Here is a 24,306-nt window from a genome sequence, read left to right as displayed (position 1 = left end):
CTTTTCAAAGTCGGGGCGTGGCTTTCTTGCACGCTGGCTGGCGCGCGCCGCCACCCTGCCGGAACGACGCCAGCAACCGGGCTCGGAGTACCATCCCGCATCGGGTTTCACGGATGCCGGACCATGAATTTCATTTTCCGCGGCGACGAGCTGCTGGTGCGCGAGGCCGACATGGCCTTGCCGGACGACGCCTGTTGTGAGCAATTGGGCATCGCGCCCGGGCAGTGGCAGGAACTCTGGGTGGGACGCGCGCCCGAGCAGCGCGTGGCGCAGTTGGGCCGCGATGCGCAGCCCGACACGGGCGACTACGCCTTTCGCAAGTTGCGCAGTTTCTTCGGCGTCCTGGACGACACGCGCATGGGGCTTGCCAGCAAGGCCTTCCAGATTGGCGAGTGGGCGCGCACGCACCGGTATTGCGGCGCCTGCGCCACCCCCACCGAACGTGTGGCGCACGAACACTGCATGCGTTGCCCGGCCTGTGGGCTGCCCAGCTATCCGCGGGTGTCCCCGGCCATGATGGTGCTGATCCGCCGTGACGATCACATCCTGCTGGCGCGCCATGCCACCTATGCCCGGGCGCGGCATACCGCCTTGGCCGGTTTCGTGGAGGCGGGGGAAAGCGTCGAGGACGCCATCCACCGCGAGGTGGAGGAAGAGGTGGGCCTGCAGGTGAAGAACCTGCGCTACTTCCAGAGCCAGTCCTGGCCTTTCCCGCATTCGCTGATGATAGCCTTCACCGCGGAATACGCGGGCGGCGAGGTGCGCGTGCAGGAAAGCGAGATTGCCGAGGCCAATTGGTATGGCCCCGGCGATGCGCTGCCGCCGGTGCCGATGGCGCAGTCCGTGGCGGGCCGGCTGGTGCGCGCGAACCTGCCCGCGGGCGTGGTGTGGGATCCGGTGTCGGACCAGGCGAACTAGGTGCGGCGGGGCCGTCACGGCCCCGGCGCCTGGCCTCAGTCGTAATCAGGCACCAGCGGCACGGATTGCAGCGCGCGATAGCGCGGCCCGTGCTCCACGGGCAGGCTGGCATACAGCCCCAGGCTGTCCAGGTGCAGGGGCGGCACGCCGTGCAGGCCTTCCATCCATTGCAGCGATTCCGCCGCCAGCGGCGGGCGGTCGGGCCGCAAGCGGGCCAGGGTGACGTGCGGCTGGAAGGGACGCGCCTCGACAGGCAGGTCCAGCTCGCGCAGCACGCGGTGCAATCCTTTCAGCATGTCCTGCAAGGCGGGCGCCAAGGTATAGCGTGCCACCAGCACGCGAGGATGGTGCGGCGAGGGCCACAGGGCGAGGCCTTGGAAATCCAGCGCGGGCAAGGGTTCGGCCAGGACATGCAGGGCGTCGCTCAGCGCGTGGCCCTGGGGGGGCGCGATGCCGCCCAGGAAGGCGAGCGTCAGGTGCAGGTCGTCATAGGCAACGCGTCGGACCGTGTCGGGCACGGGGAGGTTGGCCAGGGTCTCGCGCGATTCGGCGTCGGGCGCGAGGGCGATGAAGCAGCGGTTCCAGGGGGTCGGCATGTCTCCACCTTAGCGCCTGGGCTGCCAGGGCGACAAGCCATGTGCGCGAGTGATGGCGGCATGAGCAATCGTCATTCTTTGCCTGGCGCGGGCTCTCCTACAATCGGTTCACGGGATGCAAGGCGCGGCGCCCGCGGTGGGCGCCGCGCCGCGTTCGCGACAAGGAGAGGCTAGGAGATGGATCTCGGTATCACAGGACGTTGGGCGGTGGTGTGCGCCGCCAGCAAGGGTCTGGGCAAGGGCTGTGCCGCCGCGCTGGCGCGCGAAGGCGTGAACCTGGTGATCAACGCGCGTGGCAAGGACGCGCTGGAGGCGACCGCGGCCGAGCTGCGCGCGCTCAATCCCGCCATCGAAGTGAAGACGGTGGTGGGCGACGTGACCCAGGAAGACGTGCGCGAGGCCCTGCTGGCCGCCGCGCCGCAAGTGGACATCCTGGTGAACAACGCGGGCGGCCCGCCGCCCGGCGACTTCCGCGACTGGCGCCAGGAGGACTGGTACAAGGCGCTGGATGCCAACATGCTGACGCCCATCGCGCTGATTCAGCGCACGGCGGATGCCATGGCCGAGCGCGGCTATGGCCGTGTGATCAACATCACGTCCGGCGCGGTGAAGGCGCCCATCGACATCCTGGGCCTGTCCAACGGCGCGCGCAGCGGCCTGACCGGCTTCATCGCCGGCCTGGCGCGCCAGCCGGGCCTGGCCGGCCGCAACGTCACGTTCAACAATCTGCTGCCCGGTCCCTTCGAGACCGAGCGCCTGGAAAAGACCCTGGCCGTGGCGTCCAAGGCCAGCGGCCTGACGCAGGACGAAGTGGCCCAGCAACGCCGCAAGGGCATTCCCGCGGGCCGTTTCGGGACGTCCGAAGAATTCGGCGCGTTCTGCGCGTTCCTGTGCAGCGTGCACGCCGGCTACATGACGGGCCAGAACCTGCTGCTGGATGGCGGCGCCTATCCGGGCACGTTCTGATCCACGGCGTCTCTTGCGGGCCGCGCGTCACGCGGGCCTGCCTGCCCTTCAGATGCCGACCAGGCGCTGGATGAGCCGGGCGCCCCAGGTCTTGAAGCGCAGCGGCGCGTCGGTGCCGGCCAGCGCAATGCAGGGCTCGCCCTGCTCGGCAACGGGCTGGTGCTCGATGTCCTCGTCCAGGTCGGCGATGTCGCCGGCGCCGTAACGGCCGAAGCAGTCGTTGTACGCGCCCTTGAGCACCAGCGTCATTTCGCTGCCGCCGTGACCGTGCGGCGGCAGCGAAATGCCGGGCGCCAGTTTCAGCAACATCAGTTGCCCTTCGTGGATGCCGCTGGCCTGCACCCGGTGCAGGCCGGGCGCCATCAGGCGCCAGCGCAGCGCGCTGTAGCGCATGCCGAAATGCGGATGCAGCAGGCCGGGCAGCAGGTCGGGGTCCGGGCTGCCTGCTTCGGCGGATGGTGCTGCAGGGGCAGGCTCGAGCGCCTCGCCCGGCGGCACGCCTTCCAGCGCATCCAGTTTTGCCAGCATGGCATCACGGCCCCTCAAGGGGCTGGGCGCCGGCGCGGGCGCCTGGCGCCAATCCGGGCCGTCGTGCATCAGCATGCCGCCCAGGCGGTCGACGCCGGCCAGCCGCGCGCGGCATTGCGGGCACAGCGCGAGATGCGTGGCCGCGACCAGGGCCAGCGCGGCAGGCAGGGCGCCGGCCGAGTAGCTGACCAGCGTGGCGTCGTCGAGATGATGGCGGTCGATCATGGCGTTCATCCCTGCAGTGCGGCGCGCAGCCGGGCGAAGGCCAGGCGGATGCAGGATTTGACCGTGCCCACCGGCAGCCCGAGCGCCTCGGCGATCTGGCGGTGGCTCTTGGCCTCGAAATAGGACATGTGGATCACCCGGGCCTGCCGCTCAGGCAGCGCCTGCATGGCGGCGCGCAACTTCGTTTCGTCCACCGCCTCGCCGGCCGAGGGCTGCTCGGCTGCCTGCTCGGGCAGTGACAGCGCATCCAGGTCGAGTTGCATGGCGGCCCAGACACGGTCGCGCCGGATACTGTCCAGGTATTGATTGCGGGCGATGCGAAACAGCCAGGTGCTCAGCATGGCGCGCGCCGGGTCGAAGGCGTGCGCGTGCAGCCAGAGCTTCAGCAGCGTCTCCTGCACCAGCTCCTCTGCCGCGCCGGGCGTGGCGCCCAGTCCCAGCAGATAGCGTTGCAGCCGCGGCGCGTAGTGGTCGTACAGGCGCATGAAGCTCTCGCGATCGCGATGCTGTGCGACCGCCTGCACGAGTTCCTGCCAGGGGAGGGCGCGATCGGAGGCGGGCGCGGCTGGGCTCAAGCGGGCGGGGCTTCCTGGTCGGCGGGGAAGAGGGACGCAGGGCGTCCGGCTGGCCAGCAGTGTAGCCGCCCGCGATGGCGATAACCGGGCGGGAGAGGCAGGCGGGGACAGGCAGGCGGCGCATGAGGCGTGGACCCGGCTCAGGCCTCGGCGACCGCGCCGGGGTAGACCGGACGCGCGCCAGGCTTGGCCAGCAGCAATTGCGCCGTGCCGATGTGGCGCTCCATGAACCCGCCTTCGCAATAGCAGAAGTAGTACTGCCACATGCGGAAGAAGCGTTCGTCGTAGCCCAGCGGCGCCAGCTCCTCGCGGGCGTCGCGCAGGTTCTCGCGCCACAGGCGCAGCGTGCGCGCGTAGTGCAGGCCGATGTCCTCCATGTGATGAATGGTCATGTCCGTGGCGGATGCCACGACGTCGGCCATCCGGCTGACCGAAGGCAGGGCGCCGCCGGGGAAGATGTACTTCTGGATGAAGTCGACGGAGCGGCGTGCCCGCGCATAGCGCTGGTCGCGGATGGTGATCGCTTGCAGCAGCATCAGGCCATCAGGCTTGAGCAGGCTGGCGCACTGGTGGAAGTAGGTGGGCAGGTAGCGGTGCCCCACTGCCTCGATCATCTCGATCGACACCAGCTTGTCGTATTGCCCGGACAGGTCGCGATAGTCTTCCCGCAGCACCGTCACGCGGTCCTCCAGGCCTGCCGCCGTGACGCGGGCGCGGGCCGTGTCGTACTGCTCCTTCGACAGCGTGGTGGTGGTCACGCGGCATCCATGGTGCCGCGCGGCATGGATGGCCATGCCGCCCCAGCCGGTGCCGATCTCAAGCAGATGGTCGGTGGGCTTGAGCGCCAGCTTGTGGCAGATGCGGTCCAGCTTGTTCCGCTGCGCCAGCGCCAGCGTGTCGTGCGCGGCGTCGAAGACGGCCGCGGAGTACATCATGCTGGGATCCAGGAAGCGTTCGAAGAGCGCATTGCCCAGGTCGTAATGCGCGGCGATGTTGCGGCGCGAGCCGTCGCGGGTGTTGCGGTTGAGCCAATGCAGGCCTTGCAGCAGCGGCTTGCCCAGGCGGGCAACGCCGCGTTCCAGGCCGTCCAGCACGTCCAGGTTGGCCACCAACACGCGCATCACGGCGGTCAGGTCGGGGCTGGACCAGTGGCCCAGGACATAGGCTTCGCCCGCGCCGATGGCGCCGCGTCCGGCCAGCAGTCGCCAAAGCGCCGGCGCATGCACGTGCACCTCGGCGCGCAGCGTGGCTTGCAGGTCACCGAAGACCCAGCGCCTGCCGTCGATGTCGACCAGCGTGAGCTGGCCGTGGCGCAAGGCGTCCAGCCGGCCCAGCAGGTGGCGGCGCAAGAGGCGGTCCAGGAAGCCGGTGGTCGTGTCCTGCTGCCGGGCGGCGGCATCGCCGGGCGTCGCCGCGAGCGGCTGGTCAAGCGTTGGGCTTTTCATGGCGGGGCTCCAGATGGGCGGTGCCCAGGCCGCCGTCGGCGTCCTGGTGGGCGTGCAGGGGCGTGCGCTTGCGCAGCAGGCGGAAGGCCTGTGCATAGATGCCGGCCAGCGTGCTCGCCGTCATCCAGGGAAACTGCCACAGGTGCTGGTGCAGGCTGGCGCGCGTCAGCGGCACGCGCGCCAGCTTCAGGTTGGCGTTGAAGAGGCGCGTGTCGCCTTGCCAGTTCTCCATGTGGATGCGCAGTTCCTCGTCCGGTGGGGAGAAACGCATGCGGTACTCCACGTCGCGCGGCAGGAACGGCGACACGTGGAACTGCTTGGCCACGCGCTGGCGCGATTCGCCATCGCCATAGGCCGGCAGCACGTATTGGTAGCGCTCGCGCCAGGGCGTGTTCGTGACTTCGCAAAGAATGGCGGCCAGCTGGCCGTCGGCGCCGTGGCAATAGAAGAAGCTGGCGGGGTTGAAGGCCAGTCCCCAACTGCGGGGCTGGGCCAGCAGGCACACATGGCCTTGCGGCGCCTCGCCCAGCGCCAGGGCCACGCGCATGCGCACGGCGTCGATCAGCGGGATGCCTTGCCGCGTCAGCGCGGGCAGGAAGTCGGTTTCGCGCATGCCGAAAGGCGCCCAGCGCGAACGGCCTGCCAGGGGCGAGAGCCCCAGCACGGCATCCTGCTCGGACAGGTCCAGGTACAGCATGCCGATGCGGTAGCGGAAGGCGTGGGTGTCGGGCTGGTGGCGTGCATGCGCCACCCACCCCTGGTAAAGCGCGCTTCTCACAGGCGCTCCTCGAAGGCCTCGGCCACGCGCAAGGCGCTGACCACGCCATCTTCGTGGAAGCCGTTGGCCCAGTAGGCGCCGCAGTAATAGCTGTGCCGCGCGCCGCACAGCTCGCGCCAGCGCGCTTGCGCGGCGACGGCCGCCAGGCTGTATTGCGGGTGGGCATAACGGTAGCGGCCCAGCACCTTGGCGGGGTCGATGGCGGCATCCTGGTTCAGGCTGACGCAGAACGTCGTGGGCGAATCGATGCCCTGCAGGATGTTCATGTTGTAGCTGACGGCGGCGGGCTGGTCGGCCGGGCCGCCCAGGCGATAGTTCCAGCTGGCCCAGGCCGCCCGGCGGCGCGGCAGCACCCGGGTGTCGGTGTGCAGCACCACGTCGTTGTCCGCGTAGGGCAGGGCGCCCAGGATCTCGCGTTCGGGCACGCTGGGGTCGGCCAGCATCGCCAGCGCCTGGTCGCTGTGGCAGGCGAAGACCACCTTGTCATAGCGCTCCTGGCCCGCGGCGCTGTCGATGACGACGCCTTGCGCGTCGCGCGTGACGCGTTGCACGGGGCAGGCGGCGCGCACGCCGTCGCGCAGGGGGCGCACCAGCGCCGGCACGTAGCTGCGCGAACCGCCGGTGATGACGCGCCATTGCGGCCTGTCGCTCAGGGACAGCAGGCCGTGATGGCGGAAGAAACGCACGAAGGCCTCCAGCGGGAAGCCGAGCATGTCGGCCAGCGGCATGGACCAGATGGCCGCGCCCATGGGCACCAGGTAATGATCGACGAAGCGTCGTCCATAGCCGGCCTTGCGCAGGTACTCCCCCAGCGTGGCGTGGGGATCGATCCGGCCCGCCTCCAGGTCTTGCAGCGCAGCCTTGTTGAAGCGCAGGATGTCGCGCAGCATGCCCCAGAAGCCTGGCGACAGCACGTTGCGGCGCTGCGCGAACAGCGTGCGGACCGAATGGCCGTTGTATTCGAAACCGGTAGCCGGATCATGCACCGAGAAACTCATCTCGGTCGGCTGCGACGACACGTCCAGCTGGTCCAGCAACCGGACGAAATTCGGGTAGTTGCGGTCGTTGAAGACGATGAAGCCCGTGTCCACGGCGTGCGCGACGCCGTCGGCGTGGACGTCCACGGTGTGGGTATGGCCGCCCAGCCACGGGTCGGCGCAGAACACCGTGACGTTGTGGCTGCGGCCCAGCAGGTGTGCCGCGGTCAGGCCGGAGATGCCGGCGCCGATGATGGCGATATTCATGCTGGCGCCCGGTTGCGTGACAGGCGCCGGCCCACGGCGACCTGCAGGCTGCGCGGCAGGCAGCCCAGCAAGCGCAGCCCGGCAATGAACAGGCGCGGGAACGCGATTTCCATCGGACGGTTGTCCAGGCGGTCGGCGATGTGGCGTGCGGCCCGCTGCACGTCCCAGCGCATGGGCATGGGGAAGTCGTTGTTCCGGGTGAGCGGGGTGTCGACGAAGCCCGGGTTGATGACGGTGATGGCGATGTCTTCGGCCGCCAGGTCCATGCGCAGCGATTCGAACAGATACCGCAGCGCGGCTTTCGAGCTGCCATAGGCTTCGGCCCGGGGCAGCGAGAACAGCGAGGCCGAACTGGCCATGGCGACCAGCTGCGGGCGCGTGGCGCGGCGCAGCAGCGGCAGCGCGGCCTCCAGGCAGTAGGCCGCCGAGAACAGGTTGCTGCGCATGACGCGTTCCACCATGGCGGCTTCGAATTCACGCACGTCCATGTATTCGCAGGTGCCTGCGTTCAGGATCGCGCAGTCCAGCACGCCCCAGAGGGCCGCGATGCGCTTGCCGATCTCGCGCACCTGTCCCGGATCGGTCAGGTCGCCGGGCATGACCATGGCCTGCGCGGGATAGCGTCCAGCCAGGGCTTCCAGCGGGGCTGCGCGGCGCGCGGTCAGCACCAGGTGGTGGCCCTGGCGCAGCAGGGTTTCGGCCAGTGCCGCGCCGATGCCGCTGCTCGCGCCCGTCAGCCAGATGCGGCGCTTGTCGTCCGGGGGCTGCGTGGCGGACGGGCCCGGGGGATCGTCCGCGGGTGTTCCGATGTTCATGCAAGCCGTCCCTTGAGCAGGGAGATGGCCCCGCCCAGGAGCGGCAGGTGTTCATACAGCAAGGCGCCCGCGTCGAAGTAGTCGCGGTGCGCATGGACCTTGTCGCGCCACAGCAGGTGCGAGCAGCCCTCGACCTGCACGGGCTCGCCGCGCGCGATGCGGGGATGCCGGTAGGTCATGACCCAGCGCAGGTAGCCTTCGCCCGCGCGGACCTCATCCATGCCCTGGAAGTCGAAGCGCAGCGACTCGACGTTGGCGTAAAGCTTCTCGAAATAGGCGTGCAGCGCCTGGATGCCCTGGATCTCGTGCAGCGGATCGCGAAAGCGCACGTCATCGGTATAAAGCGTGGGCAGGCGGTCTAGCGTGTCGGCGTCCAGGTCGGCGAAGCGTCTGGCGAAGTCCTGCAGGAAGGCGCTCATGGCAGTGTCCGGTTGGCGGGTGTCAGCGGTCTACGCGCGCAACGGGCAATCGGATCACTCGGGGATTGAAAAAAATTATTTCAGCGTGCCGCGCCCATTTGCTATCAATAATGATTGTCATTTGTATAATCGCCCGCTTGTCCAGGCTTCCTTCTTCTCGCCCATGGTTCCCGACCCCGCGCTGCGGCCCTCGTCCGACCTCGGTTCCGCCGAGCCGTCGACGTTGCTGGCCGCCTTGCTGGCGAACTATGACGACCTGGTGGGCTATGTGCAGCGCCGGTTCGGCGCGTCGGGCCTGGCGCGGGACGTCGTGCACGAGGCCTGCCTGCAGATCCTGACGCGGCCAGCCAAGCCGGCTTATGCGCCGCTGGGCCTGCTGCGCCGCATGCTGCACAACCTGGCGGTGGATCATTGCCGCCGCCGGGATGTCCGCCAGTCGCACGAACTGTCCTGCGCGCCGGAGGACCTGCCCGACGTGGCGAGCGAGGCTGCCGACCCTGCGCGCGCGCTGGATGCCCGGCGCGAATTCGCCGTGCTGGTGCGGGCCATCGAGTCCCTGCCCGAGCGCTGCCGGGAGGTGTTCGTGTTGCACAAGATCCATGGCCTGCCGCAGGCCGAGGTGGCCGCCTTGCTGCATGTCTCCACCCAGACCATCGAGAAGCATCTGCGCCGCGGCGTGCAGGCCTGCTGCACGCAGCTGTCCGCGGCGGGCTTCCGGCAATGAACACCTCCCCCAGGAGCATCCCGCATGCCTGACCAGGACCCGGCCGCCGACGGCGCCTGTCCGCTGCCGGACGCACCGTCCGGCAAGCCATCCCCCCAGGGGCTGGGCGATGCGTTGGGGCAGCATCAGTCCGCCCTGCAACGGCACTTTCCCTTGCCTGATCTTCATGCCTTGTCCGAGCAGGCGCGCCTGCGCGCGGCCCGCCGCCGCCGGGTGGGGGGCAGCCTGGCCGCCTTGTTCCTGCTGCTGGGGCTGGGCGGGGTGTGGAGATGGGATCCGGCCTATCGCACCGACACCCTGCACACGCGGGTGGGCGAACAACGTTTGGTGGCGTTGGCTGACGGTTCCACGGTTTTCATGGACACGGATACGCGCATGGTGGTGTCCTGGCATGTGCGGTCGCGCCAGGTGGCGCTGACGCAGGGCAGGGCCCGCTATACCGTGTCGCCTGCCCTGTGGCGGCCCTTCGAGGTGGATGCCGGCGTGGCCCGCGTCACGGTCACGGGCACGGTGTTCGACGTGGCCCGCCGGGATGCCGCCTCGGCGCTGGTCTACCTGCGTGAGGGCAGCGTGGACGTGGCCCTGCCCGAGCGTGCGGGCACCCGGCCGGCGTACCGCCTGTCCCCGGGGATGGGGGTGGCGGTGCATGGACGCGATGCCCAACTGCTGCGCCAGGAGCCCGCCGGCTTCACGGGGGGCTGGCAATCGGGCCGACTGGTCTTCGATGGCGTGCCGCTCTCGGAGGCGCTGGCCGAACTCCAGCGGTACCTGCCTGTGCCGGTCTCCGTCGACGACCCCATGCTGGCGCGCCTGCGCGTGTCGGGCGTATTCCAGGTGGCCAGGCTGGACCAGCTGTTCGATGTGTTGCCGCTGGTCTGGCCCCTGCAGGTGGAGCGCGCACCGGATGGGGCGGTGCGTCTGGTGCCGGCGCCGGATGCGCGCGGGCGATAGGCCGCTGGGGCTGATTGAAATAATTTGTAAATGCAGGGTGGGTCAAGACGGCCCTCCTGCGGCTCATTCCTCGAAACCCGTGCATCGCACTGTCGACTCCTTCGAGGATCCCTCCATGATGTCTCTTTCTTCAAGCTCGCGCCGCCGCCACCAGCTCGCCGCGCTGGCGCTGGGTCTGGCCCTGGCGTGGCAGGCCGGCGCGCAGGCACGCCAGCAGTCCTACGACCTGCCTGCCCAATCCCTGGGCGCCGCGCTCAATGCCGTCGCCAGCCAGTCGGGCGTGCAGGTGTTGTTCCTGGCGGATGTCACCGAAGGTCGGCAAGCGCCCGCGCTGCGTGGCGACTACACGCCGGATGAGGCGCTGTCGCGCGTGCTGGCCGGAACCGGCTTGCGCGTGCATGCGCAAGGCGAAGGCACCTACGCCGTCGTCGAGGGCGGCGCGCCGCCGGCAGCCCCCGCGTCCAGCGCGCCGGACGCCAGCAGCCTGGCCGCCGTCACCGTGGTGGCGTCGCGGGTCCCGCGCGCCATCGAGGAAACGCCCAACAGCGTCTGGGTCGTCGAGCGCGCGCAGATCGAACAGCAGGCGCGCGCCGGCGTGCCCTTGAAGGAAATGCTGGGCCAACTGGTGCCTGGGCTGGACCTGGGCGGGCAGATGCGGACCAACTTCGGCCAGAACCTGCGCGGGCGTCCCGCGCAGGTGATGATCGACGGCATCTCCCTGAACGGCTCGCGTTCGCTCAGCCGCCAGTTCGATTCGATCGATCCCTTCAACATCGAGCGTGTCGAGGTGCTGTCCGGCGCGACCGCGCTGTATGGCGGCAACGCCACCGGCGGCATCATCAACATCGTCACCAAACGCGCGCAAGCGGGGGCGCCCACCTTCGTCAGCGAGGCGGGCGTGCGCTCCGGCCTGCAGGGCGGCGATGACCTGGCGTGGCACGCGGCGCAATCGGTGCAGGGCGGCAATGACCGCGTGCAAGGGCGGCTGGCCGTGGCCTACAGCCGCAACGGCGGCAGCTATGACGGCGACGGCGCGCGCGTGCTGCCCGACATCACGCAGACCGACCTGCAGTGGAACCAGGCGGTGGACGTGCTGGGCACGCTCGATGTGGACCTGCGCGACGCGGGCACGCTGCGCGTGCTGGCGCAGTATTACGACTCGGGCTATCAGCCGGGCAAGGCATTGTGGATGCGCCCTGGCGCGGGCAACGACATCCTGCGTCCCGCCGCGCTGGAGACCCGCGACGGCTTTTCCTCGGATGTCGAGCCGAACACCCGCCGCCATCTCTTCATGGCGGACTACGCCAAGCCGGACGTGCTGGGCGGCCAGGATTTCTATCTGAAGGCCTATCACCGCGCCGAGTCGCTGCAGTTCTATCCCTTCCCCGGCACGGACGCGAATCCGCTGGGCGGCGCGCGCGTGCCGTACTGGAGCACGTCGACCCAGGAGACGACGACCTATGGCATGAAGGGCATGCTGCTGAAGGACTGGTCGCACCTGCGCCTGACCTACGGCGTCGATTACGACCACGAGAAATTCGACGCCCGCCAGACCCTGTTCGACGTGAACCAGGCCATCGCCAGCGGCGGCCTGACTTTCCGCGAGTCGGCCGGGCTGGGGCGCTACCCGTCGTTCTCCACCGATATCTGGGGCATGTTCGCCCAGGCCGACCTGAAGCTGACCGACAGGCTGAGCCTGAGCGGCGGCGTGCGCCACCAGAAGGTGGACATCGAGGTCGAGGACTTCGTGCAGGTGGCGCAGCAGCGCCTGGTGGCGGCGGGCTATGGCCGCGCGGCGGAAGCGATTCCGGGCGGCAAGAACGACTACGCCGCCACGCTGGGCAATCTGGGCCTGATCTACCGGCTGACGCCGGCCCAGCAGGTGTGGGTGAATTATTCGGAGGGCTTCGAGCTGGCCGACCCGGCCAAGTACTACGGCGCCAATGCCTCGTATTCCCTGCAGGGCGGGGCTGGCGGCGTGTGGCGCCTGGGCCGTCACCTGAGCGTGGCCGGCACCAGCATGGCCGCCATCAAGACACGCTCGGCCGAGGTCGGCTGGCGCCTGGCCAGCGGGCCGCTGAGCGCGCAGGTGGCGGTCTTCCAGTCGCAGTCCGACAAGTCGATCGCGGTGGACCGCGCCACGCTCAACATCAGCCTGGATGACGCCAGGGTGCGCAACCGGGGCATCGAGGGCCAGTTGGACTATCGCTACGGCGACGGCTGGTCGGTGGGCGGCAACCTGTTGCTGCTGCAAACCGAGGAGGAAGTGAATGGACGCTGGCGCAAGCGCGGCATCTACCACGCCAGCCCTTCCAAGGCGACAGCCTACGTGGCGCGCGAGCGCGGCAACTGGGGCGCGCGGCTGCAGATGGTGCACAGCCTGAAGCTGACCAGCGACCTGCCCAGCTTCGGTTCAGGGGAGGGCGAACGGCTGCCCAGCCTGACGCTGTTCGACCTGATGGGCAGCTACCGATTCCAGCACGGCCCGGGCGTGGAGGGCACCCTGACCGTGGGGGTGCAGAACCTGTTCGACCGGACCTACGCCACGCGCTGGAGCGAGCAGGCGAAGCTGGCCTATGCCTCGTCCATTTCGCCCTCGGTGCTGGATTTCAAGGGGCAGGGGCGCACCTTCGCCCTGACCTACACGCTGGCGTACTGACGGCTGGCCTCCTTTCAGTTGAGGATGTGGAAGCCGTTGTCCACGTACTGCGTGGTGCCGGTGATGGCGCGGGCGCCATCGCTGGCCAGGAAGGCGCACAGGGGCCCGACGTCGTCGATGGCGAGCGGGCGTGGGAGGGGGCTGCGGCGTTCGCTGTCGGCCACCAGCGCGTCGAAGTGCGCGATGCCGCCGGCCGCGCGCGTGGCGATGGGGCCGGGCGACACCGCGTTCACGCGGATGCCCGACGGGCCCAGCTCGGCGGCCAGGTAGCGCACGCAGGCTTGCAGCGCGGCCTTGACCGGGCCCATCAGTCCGTAGTTCGGCACGACTTCCTCGCCGCCCAGGTAGCTCATGGTGAGCAGGCTGCCGCCTTGGGTCATCAGCGGTTCGGCGTGGCGGGCCAGCCGCACGAAGGAATGGCAACTGGTGTCCATGGCCAGCAGGAAGCCGTCTCGCGAGCTGTCGACCACGCGCCCGTGCAGGTCCTGGCGCGGCGCGAAGGCGACCGAGTGCAGCACGAAATCCAGCCGGCCCCACGCCTGGCGGATGCGGTCGAACAGGGCCTGGACCTGGGCGTCGTCATTGACGTCCATGGCCATGGCGATGTCGGCATCCAGCGATGCCAGCAGCGGACCCACGGTCTCGGCGTCGCGCTCGCCGCGCCAGGTGCCCGCCAGCCGTGCGCCCTGGGCGCGGAAGGCTTGGGCGCAGGCCCAGGCGATGCTGTCGTCGTTGGCGATGCCCACCACCAGTCCGGTCTTTCCTGCCAGCGCCTGCATGTCGTGCTCCTGCTCGGTTTGCGGTTGCGGTTGCGCCCGGTCGCGGTCCGCGCCATCGCGGGCGGGCTGCCTTGGGCCAGGCGAGTGTATCCGTGCAGCATGTCCGTCATGCTGCGCTGCGTCAACGGCAGCCTCAGCGCCCCGCCGCGCCGTAGGCGTCGCGGCACACCTGGCGCAGGGCCTGGGCGAACAGGCGGTCCACGTCGCGCTGCCCGCCTTCCTTGCGGGTGAAGCGGGCGATGGGCGGCAAGGTCCAGTCGAAGGAGTAGGGCACGATGGCCACGCCCGCCACGTGCACCATTTCCTCCGCGATGTCGGCGGGCAGGATGGAAACCGTGCGCTCGCTGGACACCAGCAAGTCGCCGATGAGTTTCGACGAGTCGCTTTCCACGATGGGCGTGGGCGGGGTCAGGCCCAGCCCCAGGAAGACGTCGGCCACCTGTTCGCGCAGCGGCGTGTGCGGCGTGCCCAGGATCCAGTCCAGGCCGGCCATGTCGCGCCAGTCCAGCGGGCCGCGTCCCAGGCGGGCCGCCAGGCGGCGGCTGGCCACCAGGCGCGGCGGCTGGCGGTACAGCACTTCGAAGTCCAGCCCGGTCAGGTCGACCGAGGCCGAGGCCCGCCCCACGACCACGTCCACGGTGTGGTCGCGCAGGGCCGCCAGCAGGGGGCCGCTGATCTGTTCGTGCAGCGTCACCGTGAGCCCCTGGGCGGCATCGGGCAGGGTGCGCTGGATGGCCGAGGACAGGATGTGGCCGGGCACGAAGGGAATGACGCCGATGTGCAGGTGCGCCGCGCGGCCCGCGGCCACGGCTTCCATGTCGCGGGCCAGGTGATCCAGGTCCTGCATCATGGCCCGGGCGCGGGCCAGCACGACGCGGCCCAGTTCCGTGGGCCGCATGCCGCGCACCGAGCGGTCGAAGAGCCTTGCGCCGAACATGCTTTCCAGCTCGGCCAGCGCGTTGGTGATGGCCGGCTGGCCGCTGGCCATGTGCTCGGCCACGCGCGTGAGCGAGCCGTGCTGCTCGATCTGCAGCAGCAGGGTCAGGTGGCGCATCTTGAGCCGGGCGCCCAGCTTGCGGACGATGTCGGCGGGATCGAAGGAGGGAGTCACGGCTCAATCATCACTTAATGGTGATGGAATCATATCAATTCAAAATGATCGCGTGATGGTTGCGGCCTAGAATGACATCCATATTGCAAAAAGGAACACGCGCCGAAGGGCTATTGCCCGGTGTGCTGTTCCAACCAACAGGGTAGAGACAAGGCCAGTTCATGCCGGTCGAGACAATAGTGGTGGTGGCGCTGGGCGCCGTGGTGGCAGGGTTCGTGCAGGGATTGTCGGGCTTCGCATTCGGCCTGGTGGCCATGTCGCTGTGGGCCTGGACGCTGGATCCGGCCCTGGCGGCGGTACTGGCGGTCTTCGGCGCCCTGACCGGCCAGGTCATGGCAGCCGTGTCGGTGCGCCGCCCCTTTGCGCTGGCCCGCCTGTGGCCCTTCCTGCTGGGGGGATGGCTGGGCGTGCCGCTGGGCGTGGCGCTGTTGCCGCGCCTGGATGTGGACTGGTTCAAGGCCGTGCTGGGGCTGCTGCTGGTGATCTGGTGCCCCGCCATGCTGATGGCGCGCCGCCTGCCTGCCGTGACGGCGGGTGGCCGGGTGGCCGATGGTACGGCGGGCATGGCAGGCGGCATCATGAGCGGTATCGGCGGCTTTGCCGGCGCGCTGCCCACGCTGTGGTGCACGCTGCGCGGCTTCGAGAAGGACACGCAGCGCGGCCTGATCCAGAACTTCAACCTGGCGATGCTGTCGGTCACGATGGCGACCTACCTGTTCCAGGGTCTGGTCACCCGACCCATGCTGCCGCTGTTTGCTGTCGTGGGCCCCATCGTGCTGTTGACGGCCTTCCTGGGCGGGAAGGTGTATATCGGCCTGAGCGAAGCGGCATTCCGCCGTGTCGTGCTGGGCCTGCTCACCGCCTCGGGCGTCGCCATGCTGGTGTCGGCGGTGCCCAACCTGCTGGCGCGATACCTGTAGACCTTGCCAGCCGCATCCGATTTCGAACTGCCGCGTGACCCCGAGAGGGCACGCTTTTCCGGACAACAGGCGCCGCGGGGCGCACATTCCAAAGAGGACATCATCATGAACAACGCCGACAGGCAAGCCGCCCTCGACTATCACGAGTTTCCCGTGCCCGGCAAAACCGCCGTGGCCGCCACCAAGCCCCTGGTGACGCAGCGCGACCTGGCGCTGGCGTACTCGCCAGGCGTGGCGGCGGCCTGTGAAGAGATCGTGGCCGATCCGGCGAACGCGTTCCGCTACACGGGGCGGGGCAACCTGGTGGGGGTGATTTCCAACGGCACGGCGGTGCTGGGGCTGGGCAACATCGGCCCGCTGGCCTCCAAGCCGGTGATGGAAGGCAAGGCGGTGCTGTTCAAGAAGTTCGCCGGTCTGGACGTGTTCGACATCGAGATCAACGAGACCGATCCGGACAAGCTGGTGGAGATCATCGCGGGGCTGGAGCCGACGTTCGGGGGCATCAACCTGGAGGACATCAAGGCGCCGGAGTGCTTCACGGTCGAGCGCAAGCTGCGCGAGCGCATGAAGATCCCGGTGTTCCACGACGACCAGCACGGCACGGCGATCACGGTGTCGGCGGCCTTCATCAACGGGCTGAAGGTGGTGGGCAAGGACATCGGCCAGGTGAAGGTGGTGGTGTCGGGCGCGGGCGCGGCCGCCCTGGCGTGCCTGGAGCTGATGGTGGACCTGGGTCTGCCGCCATCGAACGTGTGGGTGACCGACATCGAGGGCGTGGTGTTCGAGGGCCGCACGGTGCTGATGGACCCGGACAAGGCGAAGTTCGCGCAGAAGACGGACCTGCGCACGCTGGGCGAGGTGATCGAGGGGGCGGACGTCTTCCTGGGGCTGTCTGCCGGTGGGGTGCTGAAACCGGAGATGGTGGCGCGCATGGCGGCCAGGCCCTTCATCCTGGCGCTGGCCAACCCGACGCCGGAGATCCTGCCGGAAGCGGCGCACGCGGTGCGTGACGACGTGGTGATGGCGACGGGCCGCTCGGACTATCCGAACCAGGTCAACAACGTGCTGTGCTTCCCGTACATCTTCCGGGGGGCGCTGGACGTGGGGGCGACCACCATCACGCGCGAGATGGAGAAGGCGGCGGTGTATGCGATCGCCGGCCTGGCGCAGGAAGAGCAGAACGAGGTGGTGGCGGCGGCCTATGGCACGTACGACATCTCCTTCGGCCCGGAATACCTGATTCCCAAGCCCTTCGACCCGCGGCTGATCGTGCGCATCGCGCCGGCGGTGGCCAAGGCGGCGATGGACGGGGGCGTGGCGACGCGTCCGCTGGCGGACCTGGACGCGTACACGGCGCAGCTGCAGCAGTTCGTGTATCACTCGGGCGCGTTCATGAAGCCCTTGTTCGCGGCGGCCAAGCAGCTGGTGCGCGAGGGCGGTCGTGCGCGCATCGTGTTCACGGAGGCGGAAGACGAGCGGGTGTTGCGCGCGGTGCAGGTGATCGTGGACGAGAAGCTGGCGCGCCCGATCCTGGTGGGGCGTCCGGCGGTGCTGCTGTCGCGCATCGAGAAGTTCGGCCTGCGGCTGAAGCTGGGGCAGGACGTGGAGGTGACGAACCCGGAGTACGACGAGCGCTTCCACCAGTACTGGACGACGTACTGGGAGATGATGTGCCGCCAGGGCATCACGAAGGAGATGGCGCGCGTGGAGATGCGCCGCCGGCTGACCCTGATCGGCGCCATGATGGTCCACGTGGGCGACGCCGACGGCCTCATCTGCGGCACCGTGGGCGCCTACCACGATCACCTGCGTTTCATCGACCAGGTGCTGGGCAAGCAGGCGGGCGCCAAGACCTACGCCGCCATGAACATCCTGCTGCTGGACGAGCGCACGGTGGCCCTGGTGGACACGCACGTCAATGACAACCCGACGGCCGAGCAGGTCGCCGAGATCACCCACATGGCCGCCGAGCAGATGCGCCGCCTGAACCTGGAGCCCAAGGTGGCGCTGCTGTCGCGCTCGAACTTCGGCACGGGCAGCTCGGCGTCGGGCGAGAAGATGCGCGAAGCCCTGGCGCTGGTGCGCGAGCAGGAGCCGGCGCTGGAAATCGACGGCGAAATGCACGGCGACTGCGCGCTGGACGAAGCCCTGCGCCTGAAGCTGCTGCCGTCTTCCACGCTGAAGGGCGCCGCCAACCTGCTGGTGTGCCCGAACGTGGATGCGGGCAACATCGCCTACAACCTGCTGAAGACCGCCGCCGGCCGCAACGTGGCCGTGGGGCCGTTCCTGCTGGGCGCGGCCAAGCCCGTGCACATCCTGACGTCGAGCTCCACCGTGCGCCGCATCGTCAACATGGCGGCGCTGGCGGTGCTGGATGCGAACCGGCAGGAGAACGGCGGGGAGTGATGCCAGGTTAGGTGTCGAGGTAGCCATCGTTGACCGCCGTTTGCGCAGATGCCGTGGCCCATGGCCAATGCGGCGTCAACACGCTGGGTCACCAGCCTGAAAGCAATGGGGAAAAGCATGGCAAGTATTCTCGATTTCGGCGCCCACTACGATGGGACGGATGAAACTGCAATCCTGCAGTCAGCCATCGATCACGTGAATGGGCAGGGAGGCGGCGTGGTCGACATTCCGGCTTTCGGCTCCAACGTCTTGCGTGTCGATGGCAGGATCATCCTGAAAGCGGACGTCTGCCTGTCGGTTGCGCACGGCGTGACAGTGGATTGTTCGCGTCACGCAGGAACGTCGAGTTCATTTTTCGCGGCGGGAAGCCTTGGTACGGCAGTTGACATTGCCGTGCCGGTCGGCAGCGGTGCCGTGACCTTGGAGACCAAAACAGACCATGGCTTGGCGCCGGGCGACTGGATCTATCTGAAATCGCAGCGGGCTTGCCTGCACGACGATGCCGGCCCCGCGTGGCGCTTGGGCGCAGTCACCGCCCGGACACTGCAGCCATTTTTCGCCGAGCCGTTGCAGGTGCTGGCGATTGAGACCCCGACACGTTTCACCGTGACAGCGGGGATTCTCTTTCCAGGTTACCGGCCTGACCGTGCCGAGGAGACTTATGAGGAGGCACGCCCCAGTGCGACGATCCAGAAAATAGATTGGATTCGAGGCGTCAAGGTAAAAGGCGGCGTTTTTCTGAAATCTGAATCCGCAGCTGTGGTGTCCCTGTTTGCGTTCGACTTGTGTCTCGCACCTTGCGTCGAGGATGTCGAATGCAAACTGGGATATCAGCGTGGGGCGGCCATCCTGGAAAGCGCATGCCTGCGGGGTGTTTTCCGCGCACGCGCATCCCGGCCCTTCGATTGGGAGCTGGACGAACAGGAGCAGGCGAGGCTGAATTCCTACCGGGATATCGGCGGCTGGTACTGCGAGTGGGACGTCGAGGACGTGTATGGTTGCCAGGGATGGGACCAGTCCTATACCGGCGGTGGCCATCCGTGCCTATTCCCGCGCGTCAAGCTGCGCGCTTTTGATTCCAGGAAGGAGGGATGCACGACGCATGGCGGCGCGTACGGCGCCCTCATCGAAGCGGAGGTGGTCAGGCCGCGTGGGACTGGTGTCTATAACCGCGCCAGGTTTTCGACGATCCGGTGCCGGGTGATCGGAGAAGGGGGCGAGACGGAGTCCGTTGGTGTCACACTGAGCGGTTGGGGCGCGTTGGATGTCCAGTTGATGGCGCCCTACATACAGCAGGTCGGAATCGGTATCGAAGTCCGCCACGCTATTGGCGAAGATACCGCGCCACCAGAAACAAATCTGGTGATCACTGAGCCGACAATCATCGGAACTTCCGGATATGCCCTTGCCATCTATGGAAGAAGCCAGCCTACCAGTGAGGACGCGAAGATCCGGCTATCGGGCCTTACCGCGCGGGACTGCGCTTATGGCGTGGTTGCCGGTGATTTCGTGAACGGTATCGTCGTGGACAATATGGAGATCATCCGATTGGGCATGTCCTCGACACCTCGTTACGGTCTGCGCCTGCGTGGTGCGGGGCACAGCGTCCGCGGATTGAGAGGGCACGACATCGGTGAGAACAACAGTCTGCTGTATATCGGAGGATTTCCCTCGACATCACAGGGTGATGCCTTGAGGACGAAGTATGGCGTCACGGCACAAGTGGATTGGGCCTCCGTCAGGTTGTATGGTGCTGGCAAGACCGCTCAGGTTGCCGGCACGATGAAAAGCCTCGTGGGCGCGACGTATACGCTGTCACGTGTCGATGCCGGGACCATGATCGCCTTCCGCTCGAATGCTGCTGTGTCCTGCATGGTGCCTGACGCCGGATACGCTCCTGCGGTTCCCGATCCCGGCGTGCCCGCCGGTGCATTCGATATCCCCCTGGGAGCCGAGATCGCAGTGGCTCAGCAGGGCGCTGGGCCGGTGACGTTCCAGGCGCAGGCGGGCGTTACGCTGCTGTCGGCCTCCGGCTTGACGACCACCGGGTCCGGCGCCGTGGCGCGGTTAACCCGTATAGGATTGGCCACTTGGCTGCTGAGCGGCGATGTTGCGTAGCACACGGAAAAATGTGTGCGTTTTTTTGCCCATAGTGAGGGGCGCTTCCTTGTATTAAGCTCGCTGCATGCGCCCGTGAGCGTGTGACAGCCATGGCCCGAAGGGCCGAGCAGCAGGAGGAAGGGCTGATGATGGGTCGGCGCGCGAGACGTCGCACCTCCAATTCCGATGTCAGAGACGGATGGCCGCATTGCGTATAGCCGATCTCTCCGCTGGTCGCACTTCCTGGCCGCAAGCTTTCGTTACCGATCTGCTCGATATGGGGATGCCGGGCGATGCATTCGCGCACTGGCTCGTCAGCTATCCGGTCGCGCACCTCAACCCTTTCCAGCATCTGCTCTACACGGCTGCCGAGACCTGCGGGTTCCGGGTGCTGCCGGCCCTGCGGCTCGATGGACTCGAGCATGTCGGCTGGGCGCGCCGCATCGTTCTCCACCTGCATTGGCTGGGCGCACTGTTGCGCGGCTGCCAAAGCGCGGCCGAGGCGATGGAAGCGGTGCACGAGATCGACCAGCGGCTGGCGGGCTGGCGCAAGCGGGGCTACCGGATCGTCTGGACCGTCCATAACATCCTGCCCCACAACCACCAGCATGCGGCGGCCGAGATCGCGCTGCGCAAGGTGGTCGCACGGCGTTCGCATCTCATCCATGTCATGAGCGAGAACACGGGGGACGCCGTGGCAGGACACTATCGCCTGCCCGACGACAAGGTCTTCCATGTTCCGCACCCTTCCTATCAAGGTTGGTATCCCGCGCTCATCGGGAAAACGGCCGCCAGGGGGGAACTGGGCCTGGGCGCGGGCGACTTCGTCTTCCTCTTCTTCGGCTCCATCCAGCCATACAAAGGCCTGCTCGAACTCGTGGAGGCCTACGATGCCTTGCGACGGAAGCGCCCTGGCGCCAGGCTGCGCCTCATCATCGCCGGGACGCCCACGGATGCGGCGTATTGCGAGGCCGTGTCGAGCAAGGTAGGTGGACGGCCGGACATCGTCTTCCTTCCGCGGAAGGTCGACGAGGCGCGCGTGCAGGAACTGTTTTCCGCCTCGGATGTGGTGGTGGCGCCTTACCGGGCGACGCTGAATTCCGGCGTGGCCCTCTTGGCCGCCACCTTTCGCCGCATGGTGGTGGCGCCGCGGCAGGGAGCCATGGCCGAGACGTTCCGGCAGGACGATGCGCTGCTGTACGACGCCGACAGCGGCGAGGGGCTCGTGGATGCCATGGAGCGGGCGCTGGCGCATCGCGTCCAGGAAAATGTCCTCGATGCCTTGCTGTCGCGGCATGCGCCGTTTGCGGTGAGCACGGCGTTCTTCGCCGCGTTGCGCGGCCGCCTGGACCTGGCGGAACACTGAGGTGGGTGGCGCATGATCGAGCCCGTCGCAGGACCAGGCTTCGCGTTTCCCACGTCCGGTGTCTTCAGGACTGCGTTGTGGCAGACCCACGCCGCCATCGACGGTCACGCGCAATACCAGCTGCACGTGCAGCTGGGGGACCCCGCACCCAAGTCCCAGGCCAAGGCGGCGTTGCTGATCGTGGCTTTCCTGGACGAGCGGGGCGCCGTGATGGCGGGTCCCTACCCGGGGCTGCTGTATTCGCGCCAGCTGTCGCAGCATTTCCGTTATGTCGCGGCGTCCCGAGAACCTGATCGCGAAAAGCTTCCCGCCATTGCCGTACAGCCTCCGGCAGGGGCGGCGGCGGTGGCGCTGGCACTCGTGCCCTGGTGGTGTTCCGCTGAGCTGACCCTGCGCGCGCCGCCCAGGCTCGCGCCCCGGGTCGCCGGCCCCGGCGAGTTGAGCCGGCTCGAGGTGGACGATCCGGTGGCGGCGCAGCGCGCGTGCCGCGCCGCGCTGGCGCAGGCCCCTGGCGATTGGCGGTTGCTGGCTTACGCAACGGGCCTGGCGGAGCGCCAGGGAGACGCGGCATGGCTGCAAGCCTGCGCGACCGCAGTGTTGGAGAGCAGCGCGCCCGGGCCGGCCATCGCCCGCGCCCGCGTGGCCTTGAGCCGCCTGGACGAGCTGTCGACCGACTGGCTTCCGTTGCCCCCGCCGTGTCCCGCCGCCGTGCCTGGCGGTCCGCGCCGCCAGGCGCGTGTGCCTGGCGTGCTGCATTGGGTCGGCGAGGCGGACGGGACCACGGGGGACGCGGTATCGGTGCAGGCGCGTCCCCCCGTACGAGGGTGGCGCCAGGTCACCGTAACGCCATTGGAATACGTGGCAGCCGCGCAACCCGCCGGCCCCTGGCGCAAGGGGCGCGCTCCTGCGCAGTCGCCGCCGGGCAGGCGCGCAGCGGCGTGCTACGCGCTGGATTGCCTCTCCGCCCAGGGGGTCGAGGCGGTCGCCCGCACCGATGTGATGACACTGGACGTCCTGCTGGCCTGGCGGATATGCCGCGATGAAGAAGTGGCGATGATCCATGCCCATCCGGGACGGCGTGGCTACGACCTGATGTTGCGGGCGCTGGCGTTGGGACGGCTGTCAGGCCTGCCGGTGGTCTACGAATATGAATCCGCGCGGGCCGGCCCGCGCGGATCCCTGGGTGAGTGCTGGCCCGCGGACAGCAGCCTGTCGAGACTGCAGCAGGCACAGGACAGCCGCTGCCTGCGCGCGGCGGACGCGGTGCTCGTGCGCCGCGCAGAGGATGGCGACAGGGCTCGGCAGGCGGGCGTGGCGGCTGACCGGATAGTTGTCGTTGGCGACGCCGCCACCGAGGCTGACGCGGCAACGCTGGCGCGCGTTTACGCCATGGCGGGCGCAAGCCGGAAGGCCGTGGCGGACACGCCGTGAGACAGCGCGGATTTCATGACGCACCGGGACGCCCCGGTGCATTGCACAGCGATGGATGGACTTCATGACGATAGAACCGAATTACTCGAGATGGAAGGCAGGCCTGCAGCGTCATGGGGACGATGCCCTGGCGGCGATTCCGCCGCTGGAGATCGCCACGGACACCATCCATGTCTTTCCCCTCGGCCCGGGTGGCGATGCCCCGACGCTCGACGTGCTGGCAAGGAGCTTCGGCGGGAACACGCGTTCGCACTTCCTGGTGGTCTTCAGCGCAGCCCTCGGCGCGACGGCCCGCACGCAGGGGTCGCCTCCCTATTTTTCCGGTGACCAGTTGGCGGCGACCTCCGGCCTGCCCCTGCTGGCCATCTCTGATCCCACTCTCGCCATGGACAACGAGATCCGGCTGGCATGGTATGTCGGCAATCACGCCACCGGTCCCCTGTTCGGCAGGATCGCCGATGTCATCGACGCGCTTGCCTTGCAAACGGGCAAGACGCCGATCCTGGTCGGAGGCAGCGGAGGCGGCTACGCCGCCCTTTCTACCGCTCATTACCTGCGCGGCGCGGCCGACGTCGTCGTCTCGAACCCGCAGACGTGCATTTCCCGGTACATGAAGGAAGCGGGCCACCAGTTCTTGAAGACCGGCTTTGGCGTGCGTCGGCCTCAGGGCATCCCCGAGCCCAAGGACGCGGAGTCGTTGCAGGCGCTGCTGGACGACATCTGCCCCGAGTTCGACACCCGCGTGCCGGATGCGGCGCTCCTGCGGCGCAACAAGCGGGTGTTCTATCTGCAGAACATCTCCGACCATGCGCACGTGAAGAACCACGCGCGTCCCTACTTCGATAATGAGTCCTTTCCCGATCGCAGCGGCAAGTGCTTCGTGACCGAGGATGGCCGGATGATTTTTTTCCCGGGCGAGTGGGGGCAAGGGCATGCGAAGACACCCATGGGCCTGCTCGCGGGGATACTGGAGGGTATCGTCAAGGGAGAGTCCGCATCGCACCTGGCGAAGGAACGCCTGGAAAAATCGGAGTGGGCGGCCGCCAAGCCCTTCCTGACCCTGCTGGGCCAGTCCCTCGACAGGCGGAATGCCTTCATCCAGGCGGAGAAAGCCAGCGAATCGCGCATGGCGGTGGCGCTGAGCATTCCCTATCCCAAGCGCACGCTGGAATACGCCTTTTACCTGCGCGGGCCGGATGGCGTGCTGCACCAGGTGCCGTACCAGAAATCCGCCAAGGCCTCCTTCGAGTTGGTCGACGTGCGTTTCCCCGCCCTGTTGACCGTGTTCGCCAAGGACAACCTGGGCGTCATCAAGACGGTCAGGCGCCGAATCGACGCCTTGTGAGGAGG

Annotated in this window: 21 protein-coding genes; 11 read left to right on the top strand and 10 right to left on the bottom strand. The window is 68.2% G+C overall.

From position 1 onward, the window contains the following. Window positions 1-123 precede the first annotated feature (123 nt). Window positions 124-918, top strand: coding sequence for an NAD(+) diphosphatase (gene nudC, locus ODI_RS18740; protein ID WP_067754677.1), 795 nt, complete (start codon window positions 124-126; stop codon window positions 916-918). A gap of 35 nt (window positions 919-953) precedes the next feature. On the opposite strand, the gene thpR is transcribed toward nudC, so the two are convergent. Continuing rightward, window positions 954-1,514, bottom strand: a complete 561-nt coding sequence (thpR, locus tag ODI_RS18735; protein ID WP_067754680.1) for an RNA 2',3'-cyclic phosphodiesterase — start codon at window positions 1,512-1,514, stop codon at window positions 954-956. 177 nt (window positions 1,515-1,691) lie between these two features. Between thpR and ODI_RS18730 the strand changes: the two genes are divergently transcribed. Then, window positions 1,692-2,480, top strand: coding sequence for an SDR family oxidoreductase (locus tag ODI_RS18730; protein ID WP_067754683.1), 789 nt, complete (start codon window positions 1,692-1,694; stop codon window positions 2,478-2,480). Between the two features lie 48 nt (window positions 2,481-2,528). Here the strand turns inward: ODI_RS18730 and ODI_RS18725 are convergent, their stop codons facing one another. The 7 genes from ODI_RS18725 to ODI_RS18695 all read right to left on the bottom strand — a co-directional run bounded on the left by ODI_RS18725 (window position 2,529) and on the right by ODI_RS18695 (window position 8,509). Continuing rightward, complete coding sequence (locus ODI_RS18725; protein ID WP_067754686.1) at window positions 2,529-3,233, bottom strand: ChrR family anti-sigma-E factor; 705 nt, start codon at window positions 3,231-3,233, stop codon at window positions 2,529-2,531. A 5-nt stretch (window positions 3,234-3,238) separates the two neighbouring features. Beyond that, window positions 3,239-3,808 (bottom strand): sigma-70 family RNA polymerase sigma factor, encoded by a 570-nt coding sequence (locus ODI_RS18720; RefSeq protein WP_197707109.1) that lies wholly within the window; start codon window positions 3,806-3,808, stop codon window positions 3,239-3,241. Between the two features lie 140 nt (window positions 3,809-3,948). Continuing rightward, window positions 3,949-5,253: an SAM-dependent methyltransferase gene (locus tag ODI_RS18715; RefSeq protein ID WP_082985335.1), complete on the bottom strand. Its 1,305-nt coding sequence runs from the start codon at window positions 5,251-5,253 to the stop codon at window positions 3,949-3,951. Further along, window positions 5,234-6,031, bottom strand: coding sequence for a DUF1365 domain-containing protein (locus tag ODI_RS18710; protein WP_067754688.1), 798 nt, complete (start codon window positions 6,029-6,031; stop codon window positions 5,234-5,236). The genes ODI_RS18715 and ODI_RS18710 overlap by 20 nt, the downstream gene beginning before the upstream one ends. Beyond that, window positions 6,028-7,275: an NAD(P)/FAD-dependent oxidoreductase gene (locus ODI_RS18705; RefSeq protein WP_067754690.1), complete on the bottom strand. Its 1,248-nt coding sequence runs from the start codon at window positions 7,273-7,275 to the stop codon at window positions 6,028-6,030. The genes ODI_RS18710 and ODI_RS18705 overlap by 4 nt, the downstream gene beginning before the upstream one ends. Beyond that, window positions 7,272-8,090, bottom strand: a complete 819-nt coding sequence (locus ODI_RS18700) for an SDR family NAD(P)-dependent oxidoreductase (protein WP_067754693.1) — start codon at window positions 8,088-8,090, stop codon at window positions 7,272-7,274. The genes ODI_RS18705 and ODI_RS18700 overlap by 4 nt, the downstream gene beginning before the upstream one ends. Then, complete coding sequence (locus ODI_RS18695; RefSeq protein WP_067754694.1) at window positions 8,087-8,509, bottom strand: nuclear transport factor 2 family protein; 423 nt, start codon at window positions 8,507-8,509, stop codon at window positions 8,087-8,089. Before ODI_RS18695 ends, ODI_RS18700 begins: the two co-directional genes overlap by 4 nt. A 163-nt stretch (window positions 8,510-8,672) precedes the next feature. Between ODI_RS18695 and ODI_RS18690 the strand changes: the two genes are divergently transcribed. The 3 genes from ODI_RS18690 (at window position 8,673) to ODI_RS18680 (ending at window position 12,843) form a co-directional block, all read left to right on the top strand. After that, window positions 8,673-9,233, top strand: coding sequence for an RNA polymerase sigma factor (locus tag ODI_RS18690; protein ID WP_067754779.1), 561 nt, complete (start codon window positions 8,673-8,675; stop codon window positions 9,231-9,233). Window positions 9,234-9,257: 24 nt separating this feature from the next. Then, complete coding sequence (locus ODI_RS18685; RefSeq protein ID WP_082985336.1) at window positions 9,258-10,184, top strand: FecR family protein; 927 nt, start codon at window positions 9,258-9,260, stop codon at window positions 10,182-10,184. A 115-nt stretch (window positions 10,185-10,299) separates the two neighbouring features. After that, entirely contained in the window at window positions 10,300-12,843 is a 2,544-nt protein-coding gene (locus ODI_RS18680) for a TonB-dependent siderophore receptor (RefSeq protein ID WP_162292304.1), read from the top strand. 14 nt (window positions 12,844-12,857) lie between these two features. Here the strand turns inward: ODI_RS18680 and fabI are convergent, their stop codons facing one another. Next, a complete protein-coding gene (fabI, locus tag ODI_RS18675; protein WP_067754695.1) occupies window positions 12,858-13,622 on the bottom strand; it encodes an enoyl-ACP reductase FabI in 765 nt (254 codons plus the stop codon). Between the two features lie 133 nt (window positions 13,623-13,755). Continuing rightward, window positions 13,756-14,676: a LysR family transcriptional regulator gene (locus tag ODI_RS18670; RefSeq protein WP_067754787.1), complete on the bottom strand. Its 921-nt coding sequence runs from the start codon at window positions 14,674-14,676 to the stop codon at window positions 13,756-13,758. 218 nt (window positions 14,677-14,894) lie between these two features. Between ODI_RS18670 and ODI_RS18665 the strand changes: the two genes are divergently transcribed. The 6 genes from ODI_RS18665 (at window position 14,895) to ODI_RS18640 (ending at window position 24,301) form a co-directional block, all read left to right on the top strand. Next, window positions 14,895-15,653, top strand: a complete 759-nt coding sequence (locus tag ODI_RS18665) for a sulfite exporter TauE/SafE family protein (protein WP_067754696.1) — start codon at window positions 14,895-14,897, stop codon at window positions 15,651-15,653. 105 nt (window positions 15,654-15,758) lie between these two features. Beyond that, on the top strand, window positions 15,759-18,059 hold the full coding sequence (locus ODI_RS18660; protein ID WP_098020942.1) for an NADP-dependent malic enzyme: 2,301 nt from the start codon (window positions 15,759-15,761) through the stop codon (window positions 18,057-18,059). Window positions 18,060-18,119: 60 nt separating this feature from the next. After that, on the top strand, window positions 18,120-20,177 hold the full coding sequence (locus ODI_RS18655; RefSeq protein WP_157929790.1) for a hypothetical protein: 2,058 nt from the start codon (window positions 18,120-18,122) through the stop codon (window positions 20,175-20,177). A gap of 181 nt (window positions 20,178-20,358) precedes the next feature. Beyond that, window positions 20,359-21,525 carry a glycosyltransferase gene (locus ODI_RS18650; protein WP_082985147.1) on the top strand — a complete coding sequence of 389 codons (1,167 nt, stop codon included), beginning with the start codon at window positions 20,359-20,361 and terminating at the stop codon, window positions 21,523-21,525. Window positions 21,526-21,537: 12 nt separating this feature from the next. Further along, on the top strand, window positions 21,538-22,956 hold the full coding sequence (locus ODI_RS18645) for a glycosyltransferase (RefSeq protein ID WP_067749906.1): 1,419 nt from the start codon (window positions 21,538-21,540) through the stop codon (window positions 22,954-22,956). Window positions 22,957-23,020: 64 nt separating this feature from the next. Further along, window positions 23,021-24,301, top strand: a complete 1,281-nt coding sequence (locus ODI_RS18640) for a hypothetical protein (protein WP_157929789.1) — start codon at window positions 23,021-23,023, stop codon at window positions 24,299-24,301. Window positions 24,302-24,306 lie beyond the last annotated feature (5 nt).

This window comes from Orrella dioscoreae (genome assembly GCF_900089455.2).
Lineage (GTDB): Bacteria > Pseudomonadota > Gammaproteobacteria > Burkholderiales > Burkholderiaceae_B > Orrella > Orrella dioscoreae.
This window is presented reverse-complemented; position numbering and strand designations above follow the sequence as displayed.